The organism is Terriglobus roseus DSM 18391 (assembly GCF_000265425.1).
Lineage (GTDB): Bacteria > Acidobacteriota > Terriglobia > Terriglobales > Acidobacteriaceae > Terriglobus > Terriglobus roseus.
Genome location: NC_018014.1, coordinates 131,437 through 158,332, shown reverse-complemented (window position 1 = coordinate 158,332; position 26,896 = coordinate 131,437). Strand labels below are relative to the sequence as shown.

General features: G+C 62.4%; 20 protein-coding genes. 9 read left to right on the top strand and 11 right to left on the bottom strand.

The genetic code is table 11. The features are described from left to right. Positions 1–29: 29 nt before the first annotated feature. From TERRO_RS00640 to TERRO_RS23550, 4 genes are all read right to left on the bottom strand, one after another. Positions 30–1,019 (bottom strand): hypothetical protein, encoded by a 990-nt coding sequence (locus TERRO_RS00640; protein WP_014784051.1) that lies wholly within the window; start codon positions 1,017–1,019, stop codon positions 30–32. Continuing rightward, positions 1,012–4,311 carry a hypothetical protein gene (locus TERRO_RS00635; protein WP_157178209.1) on the bottom strand — a complete coding sequence of 1,100 codons (3,300 nt, stop codon included), beginning with the start codon at positions 4,309–4,311 and terminating at the stop codon, positions 1,012–1,014. The genes TERRO_RS00640 and TERRO_RS00635 overlap by 8 nt, the downstream gene beginning before the upstream one ends. Before the next feature lie 99 nt (positions 4,312–4,410). Then, complete coding sequence (locus tag TERRO_RS22980) at positions 4,411–4,725, bottom strand: hypothetical protein (RefSeq protein ID WP_157178208.1); 315 nt, start codon at positions 4,723–4,725, stop codon at positions 4,411–4,413. A gap of 341 nt (positions 4,726–5,066) precedes the next feature. Continuing rightward, the gene (locus tag TERRO_RS23550; protein WP_014784048.1) at positions 5,067–5,771 is read right to left on the bottom strand and encodes a sigma factor-like helix-turn-helix DNA-binding protein; all 705 of its coding nucleotides are present in this window, start codon (positions 5,769–5,771) and stop codon (positions 5,067–5,069) included. An 801-nt stretch (positions 5,772–6,572) separates the two neighbouring features. Here TERRO_RS23550 and mltG point away from each other — a divergent pair. From mltG to TERRO_RS00610, 3 genes are all read left to right on the top strand, one after another. Further along, positions 6,573–7,547 (top strand): endolytic transglycosylase MltG, encoded by a 975-nt coding sequence (gene mltG / locus TERRO_RS00620; RefSeq protein WP_014784047.1) that lies wholly within the window; start codon positions 6,573–6,575, stop codon positions 7,545–7,547. Positions 7,548–7,843: 296 nt separating this feature from the next. Then, positions 7,844–8,743, top strand: coding sequence for a hypothetical protein (locus TERRO_RS00615; RefSeq protein WP_014784046.1), 900 nt, complete (start codon positions 7,844–7,846; stop codon positions 8,741–8,743). Positions 8,744–8,864: 121 nt separating this feature from the next. Continuing rightward, positions 8,865–9,608 (top strand): Crp/Fnr family transcriptional regulator, encoded by a 744-nt coding sequence (locus TERRO_RS00610; RefSeq protein ID WP_014784045.1) that lies wholly within the window; start codon positions 8,865–8,867, stop codon positions 9,606–9,608. A gap of 40 nt (positions 9,609–9,648) precedes the next feature. Here the strand turns inward: TERRO_RS00610 and TERRO_RS21690 are convergent, their stop codons facing one another. Together TERRO_RS21690 and TERRO_RS00600 are read right to left on the bottom strand one after the other, a co-directional pair. Then, entirely contained in the window at positions 9,649–10,239 is a 591-nt protein-coding gene (locus tag TERRO_RS21690; RefSeq protein ID WP_014784044.1) for a hypothetical protein, read from the bottom strand. A gap of 159 nt (positions 10,240–10,398) precedes the next feature. Continuing rightward, positions 10,399–12,510, bottom strand: coding sequence for an alpha-glucuronidase family glycosyl hydrolase (locus TERRO_RS00600; protein ID WP_014784043.1), 2,112 nt, complete (start codon positions 12,508–12,510; stop codon positions 10,399–10,401). A gap of 164 nt (positions 12,511–12,674) precedes the next feature. Here TERRO_RS00600 and TERRO_RS21685 point away from each other — a divergent pair, with 164 nt between their 5' ends. Continuing rightward, positions 12,675–13,556, top strand: coding sequence for a sugar transferase (locus tag TERRO_RS21685; protein ID WP_052313243.1), 882 nt, complete (start codon positions 12,675–12,677; stop codon positions 13,554–13,556). Between the two features lie 38 nt (positions 13,557–13,594). Here TERRO_RS21685 and TERRO_RS00590 read toward each other — a convergent pair whose 3' ends face one another. Continuing rightward, positions 13,595–14,215 carry an HAD family hydrolase gene (locus TERRO_RS00590; protein WP_014784041.1) on the bottom strand — a complete coding sequence of 207 codons (621 nt, stop codon included), beginning with the start codon at positions 14,213–14,215 and terminating at the stop codon, positions 13,595–13,597. 257 nt (positions 14,216–14,472) lie between these two features. Between TERRO_RS00590 and TERRO_RS00585 the strand changes: the two genes are divergently transcribed. The 5 genes from TERRO_RS00585 to TERRO_RS00565 all read left to right on the top strand — a co-directional run bounded on the left by TERRO_RS00585 (position 14,473) and on the right by TERRO_RS00565 (position 20,523). Next, positions 14,473–15,705, top strand: a complete 1,233-nt coding sequence (locus TERRO_RS00585) for a cupin domain-containing protein (RefSeq protein WP_014784040.1) — start codon at positions 14,473–14,475, stop codon at positions 15,703–15,705. 168 nt (positions 15,706–15,873) lie between these two features. Then, a complete protein-coding gene (locus TERRO_RS00580) occupies positions 15,874–16,911 on the top strand; it encodes a sugar phosphate isomerase/epimerase family protein (protein ID WP_014784039.1) in 1,038 nt (345 codons plus the stop codon). Positions 16,912–17,269: 358 nt separating this feature from the next. Beyond that, positions 17,270–18,415, top strand: coding sequence for a Gfo/Idh/MocA family protein (locus TERRO_RS00575; protein WP_014784038.1), 1,146 nt, complete (start codon positions 17,270–17,272; stop codon positions 18,413–18,415). Between the two features lie 39 nt (positions 18,416–18,454). Beyond that, positions 18,455–19,375, top strand: coding sequence for a 3-keto-disaccharide hydrolase (locus tag TERRO_RS00570; protein ID WP_014784037.1), 921 nt, complete (start codon positions 18,455–18,457; stop codon positions 19,373–19,375). A gap of 92 nt (positions 19,376–19,467) precedes the next feature. Further along, complete coding sequence (locus TERRO_RS00565; RefSeq protein ID WP_014784036.1) at positions 19,468–20,523, top strand: aldose epimerase family protein; 1,056 nt, start codon at positions 19,468–19,470, stop codon at positions 20,521–20,523. A 68-nt stretch (positions 20,524–20,591) separates the two neighbouring features. On the opposite strand, the gene TERRO_RS21680 is transcribed toward TERRO_RS00565, so the two are convergent. From TERRO_RS21680 to TERRO_RS00545, 4 genes are all read right to left on the bottom strand, one after another. Further along, entirely contained in the window at positions 20,592–21,155 is a 564-nt protein-coding gene (locus TERRO_RS21680) for a helix-hairpin-helix domain-containing protein (protein ID WP_014784035.1), read from the bottom strand. A gap of 181 nt (positions 21,156–21,336) precedes the next feature. Further along, positions 21,337–22,401: a LacI family DNA-binding transcriptional regulator gene (locus TERRO_RS00555; protein ID WP_014784034.1), complete on the bottom strand. Its 1,065-nt coding sequence runs from the start codon at positions 22,399–22,401 to the stop codon at positions 21,337–21,339. 206 nt (positions 22,402–22,607) lie between these two features. Continuing rightward, positions 22,608–24,026, bottom strand: coding sequence for a rhamnulokinase (locus TERRO_RS00550; RefSeq protein ID WP_014784033.1), 1,419 nt, complete (start codon positions 24,024–24,026; stop codon positions 22,608–22,610). A 478-nt stretch (positions 24,027–24,504) separates the two neighbouring features. Beyond that, entirely contained in the window at positions 24,505–26,712 is a 2,208-nt protein-coding gene (locus tag TERRO_RS00545; RefSeq protein ID WP_014784032.1) for a bifunctional rhamnulose-1-phosphate aldolase/short-chain dehydrogenase, read from the bottom strand. Between the last annotated feature and the right edge of the window lie 184 nt (positions 26,713–26,896).

Here is a 26,896-nt window from a genome sequence, read left to right as displayed (position 1 = left end):
CCCATCCGCGTCCATCGCCGTCCACCTTTCTAAAAGGCAGCCAGTGCGGCACGCTTGATGGTGTTGGTCGCCGTACAGACGTAGTGAAAGTTCGCATCGTCCCACGACTTCCCGGCAGTGCAGCTCTCCGTCGAGGAAGCCGGTGTGTACAGCGGCTGCACCAGGTTCACACTGCTCGTGCAGCTTCCCGCAGTGGTCCCCGTCCCGCTGCTGCCCGAGCACGCAAACGAAGCTCCCGCCACACCCGTACTCGTCTCCGACAACAGCATCGACGAGCCATAAGTCGTCGACGTAGCACCGCCCCCTCGCAACCGCGCACCGCTGCTGAAGTCGACCGACGCCGTATTCGCCCCGGCCGACGCCGTCCCATTCGCAACCGAGATCGTTCGTCCCAGAAAGTTCGCCGAAGCCCCACTCAGCGCAAGCGTTCCCGATGCATTCAGACTCGCCCGCTGCGTCCACGCCTCGCTTCCGAAGGCCGCCGCCGCAGCGGAGAACCAATAGAAGTTCGTCGCACCATCCACGCACGTCGCGCTCGCACGAACGGTCGTCCCACTCACCACCGTCCAGAACCCCTCGCAGCTCAGCCCCGGCGAGATACCGGTCGAGCCGGGCTGCGTCCCCGTCCCGGCCGCGTTCGTCGCCGTAAACCACTGCGTAAAGTTCTGCGTGCTGTTGGTATCCGCGGCAATGCGCGCAACGTTCGGCGCAGTCACACCAATCGCCGTCGGCGAAGCAAGAGCCGTAGCAAGTCGCGCCACCGGCAGATTCCCGCTGCTGATGTTCGCTGCGTTCGTCGCATCCACCGTCGCCGACGCCGCAAAGGCAGCGCCTGCCGACTTCGTACACGTCAACACACCCGCATTACTCGCGCTGCAATCGCCCGACACCACTGGTGGCAGACCCGTCGTCTGCGCCGACGCCGGCTGCCCTGCGATCACCGCCACCCCAAAACAAAAGGGCAGCCATATGGCTGCCCTCAAGATCGCGCCTGTGGCGCCTGTCCCCAACTTACTCATTGATCGCTCCCGGATTCAGAAGAGTGGTACCGTCCGTGTCCACCACCAGTTGCTGCACCAGGTACTTGCCCGCCAGCGTGTATCCCGCCGCGCCACTGGTGCTGCTTGTAAGAAAGCCGCCATGCACATTGGCACTCCAGCCCACCGTGTACCCCGCCGTAGCACCCACCTGAAAGATCAGCGTGATGTGTTGTCCCGCCGCCAGACCGGTAAAGTTCTCCGACGTAACGTTGCCGTTCAACGGCACGTGGAAGGTGGCGTTCGCACACGTCACGGCAAACGTAGGTGTCGCGCTGTACGCCACATTGCTCGCGCACACGCCGTAGCCCGCAGGCAGACGAGCCGCATCCAGCGTGCCGCTGGTAATGTTCGAAGCATTCGTGGTGTCCACCGTCGCTGACGGTGCCAGCCCCGTCAGGTCCGCCGCGCTTCCGCTCGATGCCACATTCGCCAGCACGGACGCGGTCGCCGCAGGTCCCAGCGTCACACCGCCGATACTCGCCGATGTCGCCGCCTGCAGGCCGTTGATGCGAGCCACATTCAGTGTCGTCGCATTGATCGTCCCGGCAGACAACGCCGTCGGCGACATCGTGTACTGCGCCCCGTTCAGATTGAACGTCATCGTCGAGGTCGAAGGCACGTAATTCACCGTGTCATACTGCGATCCGTTCGACTGCAACGTAAACAGGTTGTACGCCGAGTTCCACCGGTTGCAGCCGTGCGAATTGCATCGCATCACGATCCCGTTCTGATCGCCCGCCTGCAGATCCAGCGAAGAAAGCCAGGGCCCCTTCACCGACATGCCCACAGTCGGCGCCACATGCGTCCCGCCATTGCCGTAGTACTGGCTCGCCGGCGCATTGTTCTGCACAGTCCAGCCCGTAACGCCAAGCCCCGTCGTCCCGTTGAACACAATCCCCGCGCCCAGCGCCTTGCTGCCACGAGGCATGTACTGCGTCAGGTAGGTCGTGTCACCGCTGATCCGCTGCGCATAGAAGTGCGGCTCCTCCACGGGATCACCCGCAGCCCACGCCACATTGTTCGGAGCAAGCTTCAGCGTGCCGTCCACCTGCGTCGTCGAGGCGTTCACAACACCCACCACCTCGACCATCGGGTACAGCACAAAGTCACCCGTCAGCACCGCAGCCGTACCGCCCGTGGTGGAAGCATTCGCTCCTGTCTGCGAAAACGTAAATTGATTCGCTGCATTCGTCGTTGCAGTAAACCTGCCATTAAAACTCGCATCCGCCGCACCGCTCACCGTTACCTGTAAGCCGTTGACGTCCCCCGGCAGATTCGTCGCCAGGTTCACCGTCACCACATTACCCGCACGCTGCATACTCGTAATCGCCGAAGACAGGTTGGTATAGGCGCTCGTCTGCAGCGACTGTCCCAGGTTCGTCGACATCAGCGACGAATAGAACAGCGACGTCGGCGACGTCGACGCAATCACCGGAAACACCTGCCGGATCCCGTTCACCGTGTCCACCGTCTGCTCGATGCCGTAACCGCAAAGACCGCCGATCGCAATCGTCGTCGCCATGCTGTGCGGCTTCGTCAGCGTGAACTGGATGTGGCTGCCGTCCACCACCGTGTACGGCGCCGTCTCAAAGTAATCCGAAGCACCCTGCGTATTCGCAAGACATGCAATGCCCGACGCCGCCGGCGCGCTCGCCGTGTTCGTCGAGTAACCGCCCGGCACACCACTCGTCGCAATTGCCAGCGTCACCGTGCCGGGAGCCATCCTCGTGCTCTGCGGCACCGCCAGCGACGCCGTACGGAACAACGTACTCACCGGAAACGACGTTCCAGAAAACTGCGCCGTCGCATGCAGCGTCCCCACACTGCCGCCCGTAATCGCTCCCGTCGCAATCGTCTTGGAGAGAGCCTTGTTGATCACAAACCGGCCCTCGCCCTGCGTCCCCGCACCCGACGTAGCAGTCACAACGATCTGCGTCGAACCCGTGCTGCATCCCGTCGCACACGTACCCTGAAAGACCGCCGTGTCCTCTGCAACCGAGATGTCGAACGGATGCGCGCCCTCATCCGCGTTATCCCGAGTGCCACCCGAACTCGTGATGAACTGTCCTCCAATCAGACAGTCGCCAACGCCATAGCACTTCTGCTGAAAGCCCGTCAGAACGTGTTGCCCCGGTGTGTAGTTCAGGCCAAGAAACGACTGCGCCGCATACGTCGTCTTGAAGTACGGGAAGGCCGCGCCAAGATCCTCCGGAAACAGGTTGTTGCCGCCCGCCAGCGCCACCTCCGTCGTCGTATTCGCCACGGCATGCGCACCGTACAGCAGATAAGCAGGCGTCGTCATATAACTCGTCACACCCTGCACCGGTCCGCCATTCAGTGGATTCAGAGAGGTATCCACCTGCACGCCGCCGCGCTCGTCCGTCAGCCGCGTCTTGTCCGCACGAAAGGAAAAGACATCGCTCCCCGGGTACGTCTGGTCGGCCACCACGCTGCACCCCGCCGCGCAGTCGCTGCTTGCGAATGCGTTCGCGATGCCGTCGTTACCGCCCTGCGACAGGTACTCCTTCGCAAACAATTGGCCGTTCAAACGGCTCGTCTGCAATTGCGTTCCCGTCGGCTGCATCACCGTCTGCGATGCCTGCGGAATCGTGCTCACCTTCTGCCCCAGCCCAGCCTGCACACCCGCAGTTCCGGCGTCGACATAGTTCTTCGTCGTCGCCTGCAGGCCCGACAAAGGATCGCCCGGCAGCGTCAGCGGACCCGTCATCGTATCGCCCGCCTTCTCCACGTACGGCGACGCATCCGCCGGTGCAGCTCCCGTAAGGACCGCGCGCGAAATCGCCTGGTCCACATACTGCTTCGTCACCGTCTGCATCGCCACACTGGTCGGCAGCACACTCGTGCGCACCGCCGTCAGCTTTACCGCAGAGGAGCTCACCGGCACCGTCCAGTACTCCCGGCTCACCGTGCCGTCATCCAGGTGATACACCGCCGTGTAATACGTTCCGGCCGGCGTCGCTCCTACATTCGGCGCCAGCGACACACTGAAACTGCCGCCCGCACCCAGCGTCACCGACGTACTGCCCTTCGCCACCGTCTGACCCGTCGACGTAGCGAACCCAGGCCAACTGATCAGCACCATACCCGCCGCCGCGCTTCCGTCCGCGTGATACACCGTGTCGCTCACCGCCGTCACGGCCACCTGCGCCTCCGCCGGCAGGCTCACACCCGCACACACTGCCGCCAGCAGCCACAGCAGCAGACCCGCCGCCAGTCGCGACGGTCTGCAACGCCCTCCGCTCGCTCTCATGCGCATCCACTCTCCTCGTTTACTCAAAACGTTGTTCCCCCCGGCGTCATCCCCAGCCGTCTGCAAAACCTGCAACCCTCATCGCCCATAGCCCGGACCTCAGGAACCGGCTTCCGCCTCCACTCCATCCGCCGCACCCGCACTCCGCTCCCGGAACTTCTCCACCATCCGCCGCGCGAATCCCACATCCGCCCGGGCAGCCTTACCCGTCTTCCCCGGCAGACGGTTCACGCCATACAGAACCGCCATCTGCAGCATCACCCGCAGCGCCATCAGGTTTCTTTTCTGGATCGTCTCTTCCAGCAGCATCTCGCAGATCGGCTCCAACGCCCGCGACATCTCGCGCTGGATCCGCTTTCCGCACTGCTCCGCAGAACTGCCCCGCGGCCGACGGATCGGTGGAGGCGGCGGCATCACAGGTCCCTCCGGCACCGGCATCGCACGGGCCTCGGCACACCGCCGAAGCACCGCACCCACTGACCGGTCTGTCTCCACCGCGCATCCCGCCTCCCCCGCAATCGTCGGCTTGGCACGAGATCTCCTCGCCCTTCCCGCAACCGCCTTCACCGCCATAGGCCCACCCTTCACGTCCGCAAAAACAAAACACGGGAGACGCTTGCGCGCCTCCCGTGCCGGTTCTGCCAGTTTGTCCGAGCCATCCGACCGGGGCGAAAAGCCCCGTGTCTCAACTCGCCTATTCAGGATAGCAATTGGCATGGAAATAACCCGCCAACTATTTTCAGCTCGTAACTCGTTTAAGGCGTATGACTTACGATCTTCGGCGACACCGCTCCCTCTTGACAGCGATTTCCACCGATCCGTTCCATCAGCCTCCGCTCCAGGAAGATCCCCGTCAGCTCATCCAGCGCCTGCAGGTAACGCCGCTCCGTCGAACGCAGACTCAGCCGCAGCATCGAGGCCGCCTCCTGAAAGGTGTACTCCTGCACACCGATCCGAAGGATCAGTCGCTGCTGCTCCGCCGTCAGCTGCTGGATACAACGCTCCACATCGTGGACAAAGATCACCACGTCGTCGAACGCATGCACCCGGTAGCTCGTCACCTTTCCCCGGAACATCTCCCGGCCCAGCAACGACGGCACACGCCCGCTCTCCAGCGAAAGCACGCCATACCGCCGCAGCATCGCCTCCGTATAAGTCCGATAAAACGCCGTGCCCGGAGCGAGTACCGTCCGGAAGACCGTCGCTGCCCGTTCCCTTTCCTGCTCCGCACCAGCCTCAGCCGCACCCGTCTCAAGCGTCAGGGCTGGCGAAGGAACCGCCTGCGGCCCCACCGAAGCCGCCGTCTGCGACAGATCCGCCTCCGCATGGATCAGCGCTACCGTACGCGCAAGGTTGCCGTCCGTGGCCCACACCTGGGGCAAGACACCACCCTCACCGTCCGCCGTACCTGCCACTGCTGTACTTCCAACATTCCGTACCGGCATCTGAAGAATCTTCACTGCGCACCCCCCTGGCTACCCTGCTGGTTCACTGCCATCTCCTGCTCGCCCGACGCCTGACGAACACCGCGACACGGTCTGCCCGGCCGCAGCCTGCGCCGTGGCGGCAAATCCGCCATCCGCGGGCTGCAGTGCCGGCAGTAAATGCCCGCAGACGCTCCGGTGCGGACCCACAAACCACCGCAGCCTTCACATACCTTCAAGTCCCTTCGCAAGTACTCCATCTTTGTGTCTCACCTTTGCCGCCGGTGCCCGCCCAGTCCGCCCCCAAATCGCGAGAGCTCTGCCAGGTCGGTCTCCAGGCTGGTTGTGCCCCCTCCATCGATCGGCTCTGCGGCCTCTCATCCGGAAGGAACGTTGCCTCGGTTGCACAGCACCCGCGCGTCTGGGATTGGGCATAAGGGGGCTTACGCCTGCGCAGGTCCTGCAGGTCAGTCCGCACCGCGTGCGGGGTCTTGATCGTCTCCTTGAGTTCCCAAAACCTATGCGGGCAAAAACCTCAAGTCAACGCGATTTTTATGGGAATCTCACCCGAAAGTCCTACGCCCGACTGGCAAAGGGCGGCGGTGGTATAGCTCGTATCTTAACGCCTTTTTCTTCGCCTTATCTTCGCTTTTCACTCCGCACTTGGCAAGCCTTATTCCTCCCGCACCATGAGGATTTCCCGATTCGGCACCAAGCCCTGTGCAATCACCACCCGAATCCGTAAACCTCATCCAGCCCAAGAGAAGATCCTCCGCAACTCCACGTCGGACCCGCCCTTTTCCTGCTCCTCCGCTTCGGTTGTGAGAGATTGTCTCTGTGAAGTTCCTCGGCGTCCTCCTCCTCTTGCTCCTGATCGCCGCCGGCACCGTCGGCTTCCTGGTCTACGCGCCCCTAACGCCTCCCGGCGAAGTCTTCCTCGACCTGCCCACCGGCACCAGCTCCTCAGAGATGGCGCAGAAGCTCCAGGACGGCCACATCATCCGCAATCGGTACGCCTTCCTGCTCCTGCGCGCCTGGAAGGGCGGCAGCCTCAAAGCAGGCGAATACCGCTTCGCCGACCCCGAAAGCGCCGCCGTCGTTTACGCCCGCATCGCCCGCGGCGACGTCCACACCCGCGCCGTCACCATCCCCGAGGGCTTCAACCTCTACGACATCGCCTCCGCCATCGAAGCCGCAGGCCTCGGCAGCCGCGCCGCCTTCCTCGAAGCCGCCCACACCAACGCCGACCTCGTAAGCGCCTTCGCCCCCTCCGCCAAATCGCTCGAGGGCTACCTCTACCCCGACACCTACCGCTTCAGCCGCCACACCACCCTGCGCAACATGCAGGACACCATGGTCCGCCGCTTCCGCAAGCAGGCCGCTACCCTCGGCCTCCTCACCACGCCCGACATCGCCCGCACCGTCATCCTTGCCTCACTCGTCGAGAAGGAAGTCCACTTCGACAACGAACGCACCGAGGCCGCAGGCGTCTTCACCAACCGCCTCGCCCGCAACATGCCCCTGCAGACCGACCCCACCGTCATCTACGCCGCGCTCCAGGCCGGCCGATGGACCGGCGTCATCCACCGCAGCGACCTCGACTTCGACTCGCCCTACAACACCTATCGCCACACCGGCCTGCCGCCCGGCCCCATCTGCTCGCCCGGCGCTGCCGCCCTCCGCGCCGCCATGCACCCCGCAACCACTGAGAATCTCTACTTTGTCGCCGACGCCACCGGACACACCCAGTTCTCAGCCGGTCTCAAAGAGCACGCCGACCAGGTAGCCAACTACCGCAAAAGCCTCCAGTAAATAGCTCCGGGTGCTAACGAGAAAGCCTCAAGCCGTACCAAAACCGTGTGCCCCATTCATGACGGCTCCATCGTCATGAGTGGGTTCTTCGCGCGAAAGCGCGAACCGGAGAAGGCAGTGGCCTTCAGGCCACGGAACCACACCAAACAAGAAAAGGGGCTTCAGCCCCGGCCCCTAAAGAACACAAACACAAGAAAAATCCATCGCAGAGGCCGCTACCGCCATCTGACCTATGAGCCCGAGACATCGCAGACCGCCGCAACCTCTCCGGAATACCTCTCGACTAGACTGGAAGTTTGGAAAAGACACTCAAACATCGAGCGAAGGCATTTCTACTCCTCTGCCTTCTGCCCGCACTCGGCGGGTGCCTGCGCAGCACGCGGTCGGTCATTCAGACCCACCCACCCGCGCAGGTGCTCTCATCGTCGTTGGAAGACATCGTCAAGGCCACCACGCAGCGCTACGACCACATCCAGACGCTGAAAGCATCCGTCGAAATGTCCGCCTCCACCGGCGGCGGCAAAGAAGGTAAGGTCGTCGACTACGCCTCCTTCACCGGCTACATCCTCATGCGCAAGCCTGGCGACTTCCACTTCGTCGGCCTCGCTCCGGCCATCCGCACCCGCATGGTCGACATGGTGACCGACGGCAAGACCTTCACGCTCGTCATTCCGCCCATCAGCCAGGCCACCACCGGATCGAACGACGCGCCCGGCAAAGAGACCAACAAGCTCAAGAACCTGCGCCCCCAGTTCTTCACCGACTCGCTTCTCATCCGCAGCGCTCAGCCCGATGAGATGGTCTCACTCGTCTCCGACGACCGCATCTACCAGCCCGATCCCACCAGGAAGTACGTCGTCGACGAGCCAGAGTACGACCTCGGCATCTATCGCACCGTTCCCAACAGCACCGAACTCAAGACCCAGCGAGTCATCCACATCGGCCGCTCGACCCTCATGCCCTACCAGCAGGACGTCTATGACGAAAAGGGACAGCTCGTCACCGTCGTCAACTACGACGACTACAAACTCTTCGGCGAAGAGACCTTTGCCTCGAAGATCACCATCCGTCGCCCCATCGACGGCCTGACCCTTCGCGTCACCATCACCCAGCTCGCCCTCAACGCAAAGCTGGATGACGAGCAGTTTGAAGTGCCCCGCATTCCCGCCACCTACAAGGTCGAAAAACTTCCCTAGTTTTCTTCACGCTATGTCGGCTGCGCTACATAAGACTTGCTATCGTGCATGTAAGTCTGTTAGCGAACATAGCCGTGACGGCGCGCCCTCAGGCGCTTTTTGCGACGGATTGTGAGGAGCAATGCTCCCAACCGGCAACTACCTGCTCGACAGTCTCTCTCTACCGCTACGCAGCGCAATTCTCGCGGTAGCCCGGCCTTGCGAGCTCGAACTCAAGACCATCCTAGTGCGCGCCGGCAAGGCGCCCACCAGCCTCGTCTTCCTCACCTCTGGCATGGCATCGCTCGTCGTCTCCATGATCGACGGTGGAGCCTCCGAAGTCGGCATGCTCGGACGCGATGACATGACCGGTTCCTCGACGCTCATCGGTCCAGACGTCAATCACCCCCAGTGCATCGTGCAGATTCCCGGCCAGGGACTACAGGTGCCCCGTCAGCTGCTGTACAACCTCTTCACCACCTCGCTCGAGTTCCAGAACAAGATCCTCGAGGTCGTTCAGCGGCAGCTCAATATCTCCGCACAGCTCTCGGCATGCAACCTGCGCCATGAAGCAGAAGGCCGATTCGCCCGATGGCTGCTCACCGCCTCCGACCTCATCGAATCCCCAACCCTCATCATGACCCAGGAGTTCCTCTCAGAGATGCTGGGAACCCGACGCACCACCATCTCCGCCATCGTCCAGCCGCTCCGAGCCCAGGGCCTCATTAGCGTCACACGCGGAACCGTCCGTATCCTCGATCGCCCCGGCCTCAAAGCAGCAGCCTGCGAGTGCTACGAGATCTGCCGCCGCTCCATGCACCCGGAGATGCTCCCAGCCGCCAACACCGGCTGGTCACTGAATCACAGGGCAATTCCCGCAGCTTAGGCCAAAAAGCAGTGGCCAAAGAAGTCGACTCCCAGGCCTACTACCGTTCTGCCAGAGCACCCTCGTGCCAAAGCCCCACGTTCCGCGCCAGCGTAGCGATCGCGCTCAACATCAGGATCACGCCAGCGCCCAGCGCCGTCACACCCGACACCTGCCCGCGCGGCAGCAACGCCAGGCAGCCCAGCGGCCAAAGCACCAGCAGCGCTCCCGTTACGTAATGCTGCGGATTGCGAAAGGTCCCCGCCAACGGGAACAGATGCAGCCCGACAATGACAGCAATCGCCGTCACCACGTACTCCCGCAGATGAAGGATGCTCAGGATCGCAACGGCTGTCCCAACCGACACCCACTGGATAATATTCACCGCCCGGAACATCCGTCGCGCACGCTCGTCCTCAACAGCATCCGGCACACCCGCAGGCAGTGCCTTCGCGCGTCGCAACAGCCCCAGGGCCGCCACCAGGCAAACCACACCCACAACCACGGCAACCATCTGCGCAACTCGATGCGCCCCAGCCACCGAGCCCAATCCCAGCAACAGCCACAACTCGCCAAAGCCAACAAAGAACAACGCGCCCATGGCACGTCCCCGGGCCTGACCGGCCGTCACGATACTGCGAACCTTACTCATAGGGATTCCAAAAGCTTACACCGCGTCTGCCGAACCATTAGCTCTCAAGCGGGTGCCCCACGTCTCGCTTCTGAGACGTGGGTGACAGACGTCACGAACGTCTCTAGGATCGTCGTCGGCACTTATGATCGGCCCCGTCCTCCCAGTTGTCATCCCAACTCAGTTCCAACGCGGATCCCGGGTAATCTCCACAAAATCCAGCGGAGCCTCGCCCCCCATACCCCGAACCTCCACCACGTCGCCCGACTTCAAACGGATCCCGTTCACTACAAACCGGTCCGCCAGCGCGCCGCTCGGCTCCCATGCACCGCCGCTCCCCGCAAGCCGCCGGTTCTCCCAGTGCGCCCGCGACTTCCCATTCACACGCAGCTCAAACTGCGACACGGCAGACGTCTCGTCGAAGTACCCAACCTCGACCCGGTAGACATTTTCCTCACCGCGAAAGTGCGTGGACACCGAGCACTCCGTCGCATGGCACACCGAAGCACTCCCACCCGATGCGTCCTCCGGCACCTGCGCACGCCGAGCCGCATACCGGATACTCTCCATCGCCTCCGCCTCCACGCGTGACGGATGGCTGCCTACAAAACCCGAAGCATCGGGCACGCCGCTCACCCGCAGCAGCCACTCCGTCCCGGCCTCTCGCCAGATCTCCGCACGCCGCGCAGCCTCTTCCAGCAGGCCGTGCATCACGCCGTAGCGTTCCCCATCCAGCAAGCCCCGCTCCACCAGCTCACGCGTCTGCTCCCACGCATCCAGAGCATTCGCCGCCTGTGACGCGCCCGCAAAGTGCGCATCGTAGAAACCCTGCGCCACCGTCTTGCCACTGCGCAACGTCGCCGTATAAGGAACACGATGCACCGCAAGCAGCCACCGGTCCGGCACGCGGGCAGCATCGCCCAGCTCCGCCGCGAACACCTCGGGATATCCCTTGACCGCGCCTTCGCGCTCCGCTCCGATTCCACGACCGTCCGCCAGCGCGGCAGCATCCGTCATCCGAGGCCCATCCCCCGCCGCGTTCACCAGCGGCGTCAGCCCAAACGGCGACACCAGCGCGACGTACGCCGCCGCACTCTCCAGCACAACGCTCTTCGCCACCGCAAACACACGGGCATCGTTACCCCAGGTCTGCCGCGCCCATTCATCCATCGCGCGCTCCGGCGTCAACGACGGCGCCCACGCCATCCGCCCAAACGCATACAGGTTCGCCTGCAACAGAGGATTCGCAAGCAGCACATCCGCAGCGCCCGGCTCCAATCGCCCCACCACACCGGTTCCCGCAACAGCATCCAGCAGCGTCCCGGCAGGCCGCTCCGGCGTCTGCAGCGCCTGCTGCCAAGACTCCATCGGCAACACCGGCATCCGCACACCACCCGGCGCAAGCGGGAACTCCGCAACTTGCGCGCCGCCTCGCCCAAACTCCGGCGAACCAAGCCCCGACATCGGCGACCAGGGCACAACCGCCTCACGGACAACACCCAGCTCCGAGGCCCCACGCCCAATCGGCATCAACTCTCGCGCAGCGGTCTCGGCCCACACATGGATGCCAAAGCTCCGCATCGTCCGCGCCAGCGGCTCCAGTGCACGGTCATCCGTGCCGCGCACCGACAGCCCATTCAGACCCACCGAAGCCATCAGCCGCGCCGTCTCTCGAACCTCACCGGCCAGCCGCCCGCTCTGCCAGTCCATGCCCAGGATGCGGTTCGCAATCTTCGGTGACTCCACCAACTCGTCCGGCAACTGCTGATCCGCCGCCACCAGTGCGGCGAAGCGATACGCCGCCCAAAGCTCCGCACGCGGCGATCCTCCCTGCAGAATCCACCAGTGCCGGATCCCTCGCCGCAGATGCACGATCCGGAAACCCTCCTCCGGCAGCGCCTTCTCCGTCCATCCCGGCAGCCGGCCCAGCCGCGCCCGGTGCACCGCATCCGTCGTCCCCAGAACGATCGCGTCCACTCGAGGATCGAACCGGTGCAGCAACATATCCGTCCCCGCGACCATATGACCCAGGCCGCGATCCAGCTCATCCGCCGCCTCGGTCTCCTCCAGCGCGGGCTGCCCGGCCGCGTCGCCCAGCACCACCACGGCATGCGGCATGTCGTGATAACGCGGAGGATCCGGCGGAATCGCATAGCGCAGCCACCCCACCGGGGCCGATGGCAACGACGCCTGTACGGACGTCTGCGCTGCCTGCGACAGACAACTCGTCGCAGCCATCAGCCATGCCACACACACTGCCGCGACCCGTCCACGCTGAACCAACCGCTGCATCAATCCCTTGCTCTTCCCAATTTGGCACTCACCCTCACCACGCAGAAGCGTAGCGCCGGGAACTCCTTGCGATGTTATGCGGTTTCCGCGACACTTGCCTGTACCACCGGAGCAACCACCCGAGAGAAGAAAAACTCCCGGGAAGGGCGGACGAAAACATACAATTGGCAGCAACTGGCGTAGCGGCGTATGCTCGGCTGGCGACAAACACGGAGACGGTCTCGGGCATGGAAGCTCTGCAGCACGCCGCAACAAAAAAAGGCCCTGAGCGCCGTTCCACCTTCCCCGCATATTGCGGCGAAGAACGTCGCACGGTCTCATCCTGGACTAACGGCACAGCAAAGCGATGCTTCGATTTCGTTGCAGCATCCCTCGGTCTCATCCTCCTGTCACCCTTGCTCCTCGTCGCTGCGGTCGCCATCGTCTGCACCTCCGAGGGCGAGGCCCTCTTCACACAGGAGCGCGTCGGGCGCGGCGAACAGACTTTCACGATCTATAAGTTCCGAACCATGTGCGACGGTGCCGAGTTCTGCGGCCCCTCCGTCACCTGCGAAGGCGACCCGCGCGTCACCACCGTCGGCCGCTGGCTCCGCTCCATCAAGCTCGACGAGCTGCCGCAGCTCTACAACGTCGTCCGCGGCGACATGAGCCTCGTCGGCCCACGCCCCAAACTTGTCTCCCACGAGTGCGGCCCCCTGCCCTGCCGTCCCGGTATCACCGGCGCTGCCACCCTCCTCTTCACCCGCGAGGAAGAACTGCTCGCCAAGGTGCCGGCCGATCTGGTCGAGCGCTTCACCGTGCAGGTGCTCAACCCCGTCAAGGCAAAGCTGGACGCACGTTACGCCGAGCACGCCACCTTCGGCACCGACTTCGGCCTCATCGCCGCCACGGTCTTCCGCCTGCAGTGGGACAAGCGCATGGCCGACCTCTCGGATCTCGTCGAAGCACACCCGGAAGAGCTCCTAAAGCGGGCCGTCGCAACTCCCATCGCCAAGCCGGATGCATTCCCCCACAAAGATCCCATCGCGGTCAACCAGGTAGCCTAGCGAACCGGTTTGCTTCGCTGACCAGGTCCCTGCGCATATCAGGCCGGTCGCTCCAATTGCGTAGACGCTACGGCGCCATACGCAGGAACACGCACCGCCCGCATGCCGGCGCGTGCCGCCGCCTCAAGTCCCTCCTCGGAATCCTCAAAGACCACGCAATCTTCCGGACTGACGCCAATCTTCCGCGCCGCCGCCAGGAACAGGTCCGGGGCAGGTTTCCCCTCGTTCACATCCTCGATCGTCGCCACCGCGTCGAACAGCGGCGTCAGTCCTACTGCCTCCAGCGTTGCCAGCACGCTGCTGCGATGCCCATTCGAAGCCACCGCCATCGGCACACGCCCGCGCCAGTGCCGTGCCACGTCGCACACCGGCGCGATCTGCTCCAGCAGGTGCAGGTTCCTGCCATAGTTCATCGCCCACGCGCGCAACACCTCGCTGTGCGGCACCGGGATTCTGCCCACCTCGTTGTCCACCGCCAGCAGCACCGTCGCCGGAGACTGCCCATACTTCGATCGAGCCCACTCCATCGTCGGTCGCACACCGTACGGAGCCAGCGCATCCCCTAGCGCCTGCACGTGCGCCCGCAGCGTCTCCACCAGCGTGCCGTCACAGTCGAAGATCAGCCCGCGAAAATCATCCGGCAGAACAGGAAGGTCCATAGCGTCGATCGTAAGCCAGGAATGTTGCTGCACCATTTTCAGTGCACCCGAAATCTACCTTCAAAACCTCATGCTCTCGGCGCGATTGCCGTTGCTGCAGCTACGTGGAACGAGTATTGACACGCGCGCTTCCCATCCCATACGCTTCCCTGACTGAGACGTCTCAACGGAAGTCGCGCTGCACGCTTTGCCGCACCCAAAAACCCGCTTCGCACCGCAACTTCGCGCAATCCCGAGACACAGTAAGAGGAAGCTACATGGCATTGGATCGCAATAAAGTCCAGCAGGCAGTCGAAGCTGGCAACGGCATTCTCAAGCTCGCACCGTCGTGGGTGCCCCGTTCTTTCATGATCCCCGGCCGCCGGCTCAAGCTTCATCCCGATGACATCTACGCCTATGGCGGATCGCGCGGCGGCATCAACGAACGCTGGTTCTCCTCGACCACAAAAGCAGCAAACGGCCCCGAAACAAGCGAGTTTGAAGGTCTCTCCTTCGTCGTCACAGACAGCGGCGAACAGTTCCTGCTGAAGGACGCCGTCGAAGTCGCAGGCGACCTCTTGCTCAGCAAGGAAGTCTTCGATCGCGAGCAGGGATGGAACATCCTCTGCAAGTTCTTCGACAACGAAGGCCCCATCCCGCACCACATGCACCAGAACGACGAGCATGCATCCGCGGTCGGATTCAAGGGCAAGCCCGAAGCTTATTACTTCCCGCCGCAGTACAACCAGACCTTCAATAACTTCCCCTTCACCTTCATGGGCCTGACCCCCGGCACGACGAAGGAACAGATCCGCGAATGCCTGCAGAAGTGGGAGCAGGGCGACAACGGCATCACCTTCCTGACGAGCGCCTATCGCCTCGAGCCGGGCGCCGGATGGCAGATCAATCCCGGCATCCTGCACGCACCGGGCTCGCTCTGCACCTATGAGCCACAGGTAAACTCCGACGTCTTCGGCATGTTCCAGTCCGAAGTTGAAGGCCGCATCGTGCCATGGGAGTTGCTCGTCAAGGACGTCCCCGAAGGCAAGAAGCACGACATCGACTACATCATCTCCATGCTCGACTGGGAAGCAAACGTCGATCCCAACTTCGCCGCAAACAACAAGGTTTTCCCCATCGTTGCGAGCACCGGCGAAGGCTATGAAGAGAAGTGGATCGTCTACGGCACCAAGTTCTACTCCGCGAAGGAGTTGACCGTGAAGCCCGGCGCAACCGTCACCATCACGGACGTAGAAGCCTACGGCCTCATCGTCGTGCAGGGCTATGGCGACTTCGGCGGCACGCCCGTCTCCACACCCAGCATGATCCGATTCGGCGACCTCACGGAAGACGAACTCTTCGTCACCGCCGCAGCCGCGCAGAAGGGCGTCGTCATCAAAAACCCCAGCACCACCGATCCGCTGGTCATCCTGAAGCACTTCGGCCCCGGCAATCCGGACGCAGCCAAGCTCATCAAGGAAAAGACCGGACCGACAAGCTGGAAAAAGTAAGTACTTATCGCGTAGAGTGGGCCGGCTTGTACAGCGGCCCATTCTTACGCCAGTGAAGAAGTTTTTAGTTGCTTGCTTCTAGTTTCTCGTCGGATCGCAGATAACGAGCAGTTACTAGAAACTACGAAACGAGAAACAAGAAACTCCCACCAGCACCCGAGGAACACCATGGCAACCACGCACAGCAAGCCCCGTCTTCACAATGCAATGTGGCCGGGCATCGTCGGCAAAGGTCCGGATACACCCGAACCCTTCATCGATCTGGACACCATGCTCGACCTGACCGCTGCGGCCGAAGTCGATGGTGTGAAGTTCGATGGCGTTGACCTCTTCATGTCGGATCCGCATACCTCCATCGACTCCACGGATGACGACCTGAAGGTGCTCGCCGACAAGCTCGCTGCGCGCAACCTCGTCTGCGGTTCGTTCGTCGCACCCGTGTGGGCGCCGCTCGGCGGTGGATCCGCGATGGGCAATGAGATGGAAGTCCGCAAGTTCCTGGAGCAGGTGCGCAAGGCCTGCGTCATCGGCCGCAAGATGACCGCCCTCGGCGTGCGTCCCAGTGGTGTCATTCGCATCGACTCTGCGGTCGGTCCGGACGAGTGGTACAAGGACCCCAAGGCAGGCACCAGCCGTATCGCAAAGACCTTCCGCGAAGCCGGCGAGATCGCCGCAGCCGAAGGTCAGCGCCTGGCTGCAGAGGGTGAGATCTGCTGGGCCGGCATGCATGGATGGGACCACATGGTCCGCCTGCTGGAAGAGGTCAACATGCCTAACGTCGTCGGCTTCCAGGCCGACATGGCGCACACCATGCTCTACACGCTCGGCTATAACTCGCCCGAGAGCCGCATCGCTCAGGAAACAGATAAGTCGCAGATCTTCGATGCCTTGAAGAAGGTGACGAGCGCTCTCCGCCCGTGGACCTTCGACTTCCACGTCGCGCAGAACGACGGCACAGTAAAGGGCCAGGGCTCGCATGACAAGACCGGCCGCCACTGCGCTGCCGATGATCCCAATGGCCTGATGAACATCGTGCAAGTCGCAGGCTTGTGGATGCGCGACGAGAAGGGCGAACCCACACGCAAGTTCGAGCACATCTGCTGGGACGGCTGCATGTTCACTAACGAAACCATGACCAACCCGCAGACCTGGAACAAGATCCTCGCAACCATGATCGAAGTCCGCAACGCACACGGCTGGGACTAAGTAAGTCGAGGTAGTAAGTCATCAGGCTGTAGATAGCCGAGTTAGTCAAGTCGAATCGAGACGCTGCAACGTTGGAACTTCAGATTGGCAACAGACTTCATGGATCGGAAGGGTACAGCTTCAGCTGTGCCGGGAAATGCAACAAAGCAGGTACGGCTTTAGCCGCTGAGGTTTGGCTTTTTCGGACCGCACGCGAAACCGCATGAATGGCACGAATCGTAAGGGCACGGCTTCAGCCGTGCCGCATACGAGCTAGGGCAACAAGGGCGTTAGCCTCGAAGAAATATCGGCACGGCGAAAGCCATGCCCTCACGAGTTGAATCTCCACAAAGAGATCGATTCCCAGGAGAAATTGATCGTGTCCAAGAAAGAACTCAACATCGGCCTGGTCGGTTACGGCTTCATGGGCCGCACGCACTCCAACGCCTTCCGCCAGGCACCTCAGTTTTTCGACCTGCCCTACAAGCCCGTCATGAAGGCGGTCTCCGCACGTAACGCAGACAAGGCACAGAAGTTCGCGGACAACTGGGGATGGGAGTCTGTCGAGACCGATTGGAAGAAGCTGATCGAGCGCGACGACATCGACCTCATCGACATCGCCAGCCCCAACGACACGCACGCCGAGATCGCCATTGCAGCTGCGAAGGCCGGCAAGATGGTGATGTGCGAGAAGCCGCTGGGCCGCACCGCCGAAGAAGCGAAGAAGATGGTTGACGCCGTGGAAGAAGCCGGCGTAGCCAACATGGTCTGGTACAACTACCGCCGCGTACCCGCAGTCACCATGCTGAAGGATCTGATCGACGAAGGCCGCTTCGGCCGCATCTTCCACTACCGCTCTCAGTTCCTGCAGGACTGGACCATCTCCACCGATCTGCCCGTAGGTGGCGAAGGTCTGTGGCGCCTGGATGCATCCATCTCCGGCAGCGGCGTCACCGGCGATCTGCTCGCACACAACATCGACATGGCGCTCTGGCTCAACGGCCCCATCGTCGAAGTCAGCGCAGCGACCGAGACCTTCATCAAGGAACGCAAGGACACCGCGACCGGCGAGAAGAAGACCATCACCATCGACGACGCCAGCGCCTTCATCGGCCGCTTTGAAAACGGCTCGCTCGCACTCTTCGAGGCCACGCGCTACGCCCGCGGACACAAGGCGCTCTTCACGCTCGAGATCAACGGCGAGAAGGCCTCTGCATCGTGGGATCTGCATGACCTGCATCACCTGCAGTACTTCGACTACAAAAACGAAGGCAAGCTCCGCGGCTGGACCGACATCCAGATGACCGACGGCGACCACCCCTACATGAAGAACTGGTGGGTGCCCGGCCTGCAGATCGGCTACGAGCACACCTTCATCCACCAGGTCGCAGACTTCCTCACAGGCCTCGGCAGCGGCAAGCCCGCAGCACCCAGCTTCCGCGACGGACTCGCAACCGAGTACGTCACCGACGCCGTCCTCAAGTCGGCGCAGACCAGGAAGTGGGAACCAGTAGAAACCGCATAACCACGCGGCAAGCGCACTTCACCTTTGGAGGCACGTACGATGTTCTGCAAGAATCGCATCACCTTTGCACTGACCGCAGCCCTGCTCGCGACCTCTGCCGCAGCCGTGGCCCAGGCACCGCCGGCAGCCGCAGCACCCAACCCGCTCCAGGCCGGCTTCCAGCGCATCGGCACGCCGCCGCCCATGAACAACTTCGCCGACAACACCGGCTTCACGCCACTCTTCGACGGCACGCTCAAGGGTTTCAGCTACGACCCGGCACTCTGGAACATCCAGGACGGCGCCATCCACCTGACCGCCACCTGCGAGAAACCCACCGGCACCGTCTACGCCGTCTCCACCGCGGGCGAGTTCGGCGACTTCGTCCTCAAGTACGAGATGAAGGGCACCGGCAACATTAACGGCGGCATGCAGTTCCGCAGCTACATCACGTCGGACAGCAACGTGACCGGCGGCCCCAAGATGGTCCCGGCCCCGCGCCCCGCCGCACCACCACGTCCCGCAGCCGCAGGCGCAGCAGCGCCGCGTGCGCCACGCCCCGCAGCCTGCGCCACCCCCGGCACCGCGCCCAGCAAGGAATCCCAGGCCAAGTACGACATGGCCGGCCCGCAGGCCGACTTCGACCAGGCCAATCACTACAGCGGCATGTTCTATGAGCAGAGCGGTCGCGCCGTCATCGCAACACCCGGCTACAGCATGTACGCCGACGCCACCGGCAGCTGGGCTATGGCTCAGATCGCCGACAAGGCAACGCACGACTCCTGGTTCCACAAGGACGACTGGAACCAGTTCGTCGTCGTCGCCCTCGGTCACTCCGTCTCCATCTACATGAACGGCCACCTGGTCACGCAGATCGTCGACATCGACCCGAAGTACTTCCGCGCTGCCGGCAAGATCGGCGTCGAGTCCGAATCCTTCGGCGACCTGTGGGTCCGCAACATCTCCATCAAGAAGCTCTAATAGCCGACACGCGGCGCCCCACGTCTCGCATCGGAGGCGTGGGGTGCAACGCCATCACGCCTGACTCACACACGAAAAGCTAAACTCAACCCATGCCGAAGACGACTTACCTCAACCGCAAAGCATTCAGCATTGAGAACGACGACCTCCGCGTCACCGTGACCGTCGAAGGCGGCCACATAGCCGAAGTCTTCAGCAAGGCCGCCGGCGTCAACCCGCTCTGGACACCCCACTGGACCACCAGCGAGCCGAGCGAGTTCGGCCCCGCCCAGGAAGAGCTCTTCGGCAACGGCGTTGAAGCCACGCTGCTCTGTGGCATCCTCGGGCATAACACCTGCCTCGACCTCTTCGGCGGCCCCAGCCCTGCTGAAGCGGCCGCCGGCATGACCGCCCACGGCGAAGCCTCGATCCTGCCCTACGAGATCACAGAAGACGGCAACACCCTTCACTGCCGCCTTCCCATGCCGCTCGCAGAACTGGACTTCGAGCGCACCATCACTCTCCACGGAGCCGACGTCCTCATCCACGAGAAGGTCATCAACCGCACCGCGATGGAACGGCCGCTCGCATGGACGCAGCACGTCACGCTGAGCCCACCCTTCCTTGACCCCGCAACCACGCAGTTCCGCACGACCGCCGATCGCGCCGCCGTCATCGAATCCGATCTCGGCGAAGCGCCATACCTGGAAGCGGGTAAAAAGTTCGCATGGCCGCACGCTCCTCTCGCCGACGGCAAGGGCACGCAGAACCTGCAGGACATGAAGCCCGACGCCCCCGCCAGCAGCTACGTGGCAGCGCGCATGATCTCAGCAGCCAAGGCTGTCAGTTGGACCGCGTGGTCCCCCGTCTCGCGCCTGGCATTTTCCTACGTCTGGCAGCCCGGAGACTTCCCCTGGCTCGGCATCTGGGAAGAGAACCGCAGCCGCTCGTTCAAGCCATGGAACAACACCGGCGTCGCCCGCGGCATGGAGTTCGGTACATCGCCCTTCCCCGAGTCTCGCCGCGCCATGATCGAACGCGGTCGCCTGCTCGACACCCCCACGTACAAGTGGCTGCCGGCACGCGGCGAACTTACCGCAACCTACTGGATACGAACCGCCGTAACCGACAGCATCCCAGAGACGGTCTCGATGCCGTCCGTAAAGTAGCGAGACACTCAGGCAGACAAAAGGGGATGCGCACGAGCGCATCCCCTTTTGACTTACTACTGACTCAACTACGAAAAAAGAAGATCGTCCTTCTTCGCGTCAAACTTCTTCGCATCCACGTTCGGCACCTTCTTCAGGTCGTCGATCGTCTTGTAGTCGCCGTTCTTCTCGCGATAGCTCACAACAGCCTTCGCCTCGTCATCCGTCAGTCCAAGATCCGTGGTCAACTGCGCCGCCGTCTCCTTGTTGACGACGATCTTCGGGTGGGCTGCATCCGCAGCGGCGCCGGCAGCAGCCGGCGGCGAATCCAGGCCGAAGTTCTTCGTCACATAATCCAGGATCAGGCCGAAGTCGTCATCGGTGCCCGTCGCGCCATAACCAACCATCTTCGTGATGGTTGCGGTCCATCCGTCACGGTCCTTGTGCTGGCCGGTCACGTTGCTGATCGCGTGACACTTAGTGCAGGTCGCCAGCGTGACATCGCGTCCCGGACCTGCGGGCAGCTCCGGATGCGCATCCTGCGCGTACGCCGCAGGAGCAGCAGCGGCAACCGCACTGCCTGCGGAAACACCCCAGACCAGCAGGGGAAGACCGACCGTAAGAGAAGCCAAAACCTGTTTCGCGTGTCTCATATCTTCTTTCGTCACCCGTGGTATGCGCCTGTCGAATAAAACCCTGAAGGGCGGCGATAGTTGCTGCGCCCTGGGTCTGACGAAGGCCGAGATTCCGGTCGCTGCACCAATGTTTCTGCCTGTACACGAGGGACAAAACCGTGCGTTGGCCGAAGCGGCGTCCGTATCTAAGTATATCGTGTCAGCTACGTTTTTTTGCCCGAGGCCGCGCCGTATGCGACCCTGCGGAAACTGGCTCGCTCGACGATTCACGCACCACAAGTGTCGCGGGAAGACGTACCGTTTCCAGCGGTGCCGCATCGCCTTTGCCACGAATCCGGCGCAGCAGAACCTGCAGCGCGCGCGCGCCAATTTCAAACGCCGGCTGCACCACCGTCGTAATGCCGGGCCGGAAGAACTCTTCGCCATTCAACTCGTCGAAGCAGACGACAGCCACGTCACGCGGCGTCTCCAGTCCTAACGCGTACAAACTCTTCAACATGCTCAGCCCGGTGACGCCATTTGTCGCGAAGACAGCGGTCGGACGGTCCCGTCCCCCCAGCATTCCCTCCTGGCAAACACGCGCAATCTCCGCCGGCTGAAAGCCTGCCTGCCACACCAGACGCTCCCGCACCTGCAGGCCGTGATGCTGCATCGCCGTGCGATAGCCGCGCAGACGCGCCTGCTCATTCCGCAGCGTCAGCGGCCCGGTCACAACCGCGATCTCACGATGTCCACGCTCGACAAGATGCGACACGGCCATGGCAGCAGCCCGAGGATCGTCCACACAGACCGAATCGACTGCAAGCCCCTCCGGCAGACGATCCAGGCAGACCAGCGGCGCCTGTGCCGTGACGGAAGCAGCAGTCTCCTTCGTCCAGCCATGACCACCCGCCGCCACCAGCAGCGTGCCCTCACTGCGCTGCGACCGCAGCAGCTCCAGCATGGCCGCCTCACGACCTTGGTCGTTTTCGCTGTCCAGCACCATCAGGTAGTACCCGGCCTCACGCGCTGCCGACTCCGCTCCACGAATGATCTTCGGGAAGAACGGCACCGTGATGTCCGGCACAATGATGCCCAGTGTCTGCGTGCGATTGGTGCGAAGGCTGCGCGCGATCAGGTTGGGCTGATAGTTAAGCTGGCGGATCGCCGTCAACACCTTCTGACGAGCGGTTTCGCTCACGCCAGGGATGCCGTTAACAACATTCGACACCGTACCCGCCGAGACGCCAGCGAGTTTCGCGAGTTCTTTCTGGGTTGGTGCCATGGTGCAGATGATTGTAGCGGTAAGTGACAGGAAAACTGCAACTCACCGATGTCACTCCGGCCCAGCTCGCAGGATGCGTGCCCCATTCTTTGCGATCGTCACGCGCAGATCCTGACTGGAACCGGCGGCACAACAAGGAAGGTTCACACATCGTGCCGGGTGCCCCATGTCTCGCTCCTGAGACATGGGTTCAGGTCTGTAGGGATCTAAAACGCAGTCCGCAAAACCCCGGCCCACTCCGCAATCGTCTCCGCATCCGCCGAGCTCTCCACCGCCGCCATCTGCACTGCAAAGTTCCCCAGCGTAGAAGACTCGGACGCACCCACAACAACCTCAAGCCCCGTAGCCTGCGCCGTCAATCGGTTCAGCAACGCATTGCGACTGCCGCCACCCACGATGTACAGCTTCTTCAGCTTCTTACCCGTGATATCCGCAATCGCACCCAGCACCTGTGCATAACGAGCAGCCAGGCTATGCAGGATCAGCGCCGTCATCGCGGGTGCATCCTCAGGCTTCGTCGAGATCTCGCCAAAGCCGCGCTCCAGCAACTGCCGATTGATGCGATTCGGCATGTCTCCCGGCAGCAGCAGATCGGGGTCATCCACATCCAACAGATGGTGCGGCGTATGCTGCGCCTCGGCCAGCGGCAGCAGCTCGTCAAAGCTCCAGTCCTTGCCCGCGGCCCGCCACACATCCAGGCAGCCACGCAGCAGCCACATGCCATTGACGTTCTTGTGGAACAGGATGCGGCCGCCCGCACCACCAAAGTTTGTCAGGTTCTCTTCGCGCGCAGGCTGCGTGTTGATCGCCTCCTGCAGCAGCGTCCCCACCAGCGACCACGTACCGCTGCTGATGTAAGCCCAGTCATCCGCAGCATCCGGGATCCCGGCAATGGCCGAAGCAGTGTCATGGCAGCAAGGCGCAACAAGCTGCGTATCCGCAAAGGCCGGCAGCGTCGCAAGCTCACCCGTCACCTTACCGACAATGGAACCCGGCAGCACCAGCGGCGCAGCCATCTCCGGATCAAGCTCCAGCCGCTCGAAGATGCCCGTCGCCCACGTTCCCGTGTGCATGTCGATCAACTGCGTGTGCGTCGCGTTCGTATACTCGCTGACGCGGCGGCCACCCAGCCGTTCCAGGATGTACTCCGGCAGATTCAGCCACGGCGCCTGGGGCCGGCCTGCGAGCTTGTCCGCATAGAGCTGATAGAGCGTATTGATCCGCATGATCCCGATGGCCGTCAGCACACGCATCTGCGCAGCAGGGATAATCGCGTGCACACTCTCTTCGCTGGTGATGTTACGTACATCGCGATAGCAGTACGGATCTTCCATGGCCTTGCCATCGTCATCGAGTCGCGCATAGTCCACAGCCCAGCCATCCACAGCGATCGAGCGCACACCTTCCGTCGCAATCGCCGCACACCTGTGCAGACCTTCCATCAGACCCGCTTCAATCGCATCGATCTTCCAGCGCAGGCCGTTCTCTGTCTCGACGGCATTGTTCAGAAAGCGATGCACCAGCGTGCACTGCGGTCCCGTCGGCAGCCAGCGCAACAGTGAGACGCGGCAGCTCTCCGCACCAAGATCGATAGCTACCAGTGCGCGTGTGTCAGTCGGTGTCAAAGCTGTTTCTCCTGGTGTTCGTTGCGATGTTCATAGATTGCAGCCCGGTTCTTCTCTCGTCGTCGAATCGAAGAATGGGCATGAAAACCGGGTGCCCCATCTTCGCGAAGCTAAGGTGGGATCGCTCCGAAGGAGCGACCGCGGTGCCAGGCCAGCTAACTCCGCTCAAGCCCGCCACCAACGCGGCACAAAACCCTCCGACCGGAACGCTACAGCTTTGCCATGCCAAGGAACCCTTGCAATGAAACTAAGGCCACCGATGCCCATTGCTCGGAAGGGCACAGCTTCAGCTGTGCCAATAACCCTCAAATCCAACTCGGCTTTAGCCGCTGAGGTCAGCTTTCTTCCGAGCCATCAGGAAAGCTGACTCAAAGGCTGGCCATAACCTTCACAAAGGGCTAGGTCTTTCACGACAAGCATCCACGTCAATCAACGATGGGCGCAGCCAAAGCCGCGCCCACCGTTGAACCGTTCCCAACTACCGCAGGAAAGCTTCCGGCAAACCACCATCCACCGGGATCAGGTGGCCACTGGTCACAGGCGCCTTCGGTCCACCGATAAACAGGATGGCCTCCGCGTTGTCCTTCGGATCGATCGGGATATGCGTCAACGTGCGCTTTGCGTAGAAGTGCGCCAGCTTGTTGCGCAGCTCGTCGTCGCTCTCGCTCTCCTCGAACGGCAGGTTGTACTTCGACAACGACGCCTTCACGCGATCACGCGGGAACATCGTCGAACCCTTCACCACCGTCGCCGGGCTGATGCCGTTCACACGCACATCGGGCGAGAAGGTGATGGCAAGTTCGCGCACCAGGTGGCTCAGCGCTGCCTTCGAGATGTCGTACACCTCGGTGCCCTTCTTCGGCACAACGGCATTCGCAGAACTCGTCAGCACAATCGACGAACCCGGCAGCGCCTGTGCGGCGAAGACCTTGTTCGCTTCATCGCTCAGCAGCCAGTTGGCCGTCACGTTGATCTCTAACGTCGTGCCCCACTGTGCGTCACTGATTGCGCCGGTTGGCGACGTCGGGAAGATAGCCGCCGTATTGATCAGGATGTCGAGACCACCGAACGCAGCAACGCACTTGTCGAGCGCTGCCTTGATCTTCTCGCGGTTGCGGATGTCGATCGTGGTGCCGATCGCGCACTCCTTGCCACCGATAGCCTGCGCCTCGGCGACAACCTTGTCCGCACCGTCCTGCGTCAGGTCGGCGACAACAATGTGTGCGCCGCGCGATGCAGCCAGCAGCACCGTCTCACGACCGATGCCGGAAGCTCCACCGACCACCATCACGATGCGGCGGCTCAGCTCCTTCTCAGGTGGCTGACGCTGAATCTTGGCCTCTTCAAGAGCCCAGTATTCAATGCGGAAGGCCTCGGAGGGCGGCAATGCCACGTAGTTCTCTTCCGTCGCAAACGCCGACGTAGGAGCAGCAGGACCAGCCTGGGGCAGCTCAGCCGGGCAGGTTCCATCGCCCAGTTGACCAGCGCCGTTCATCACGTGAATGGCATTCAGATAAAACTCACCCGTGATGCGCGACTCTGCCTTGTTCTTGCCGAACGAGAACATGCCAACGCCGGGAACCAGAACGACCGTCGGATTCGGGTCGCGCATCTTCGGCGACTCCGGCAGAGCGTGGTTGCTGTAGTAAGCCGCGTACTCCTCGCGATACGTCGCGAGCGCCGAGGTGATCTTCGCCTTCAACTCGCTCACGTCCGTCTTCGGATCCCACTCCACGTACATGGGCCGAATCTTGGTGCGGATGAAGTGGTCAGGGCACGAGGTACCGAGGTGCGCCAGCGTCTTCGCGTACTGCGAATTCACAAACTCCAGCACATCGTCGTGATCGCTGAAGGTACCAATCAGGCGCTGCTTCTGCGACACGCCGCCACGGATCACCGGCATCAACTGCGCTGCCAGCGTCTCGCGCTCCGCGTGGTTCGTGTGCTTCACGCCACCAAAGGCAGTCAGAGCCTTCTTCAGGTTGTGCGCTTCAATAAACTGGCCGATCTGGTCGATGATCGTGACGGTATTCAGGTAGCTCTCACGCTGCGTCTCGCCCCACGTGAACAAACCATGGCCGCCCAGGACGATGCCATCGCAGCCGGGGTTCGCTTCCACCGCGCGCTTCAGCATCATGCCCAGCTCAAAGCCGGGACGCTGCCACGGAACCCAGACGATCTTGTGGCCGAACTCCTTATTGAACTGCTCCATCTTCTCCAGGCCATTGGCCGAAGCGGCAAGGGCAATGCCCCAGTCCGGGTGCAGGTGGTCAACGTGCGGGAAGGGCAGATAGCCATGCAAGGGCGTATCGATCGAAGCAGCCGTCGGATTGTTGTTGAACGTGCAGAGAGGGTACATGGCAACCATCTCGTCTTCGTTCTCAACACCGCGGTAACGCTTGGTCAGCGACAGCACCTTGTCCAGGTACAGCGTTGCAAAACCACTGCGCTTGATGGAACCCAGGTCGCCGCCGGATCCCTTGACCCACAGCACCTTAACAGTCTCGCCCGTTAGGGGATCGACTTCGTCCAGCTTGGAGGAGGTATTGCCGCCGCCAAAGTTGGTCAGGCGAAGGTCGGAACCCAGCAGGTTCGAACGGTAACGGAGCAGCTCCGGGGCGTCCAGCTTGGAGGCGACTGCGTCGTCCCAGCGATCTTCCAGAAACTTGAGCTTTGCAGTTGCCATGAAATCCTTCCATTGCAGCCCAGCCGGCGGATGGGCCGGACCGTGGCGGTTTTGCCTCTGGGTGATTCGCCGGAATTATTGCATAGCGGGGAGACGTCTGGCCGCGCTGCGAGGCGAGAAACTGAGACGTCTCATTCTAAGCGCAATTCCCTTTCTCTGGCACGCACAACTGACACTTAACACA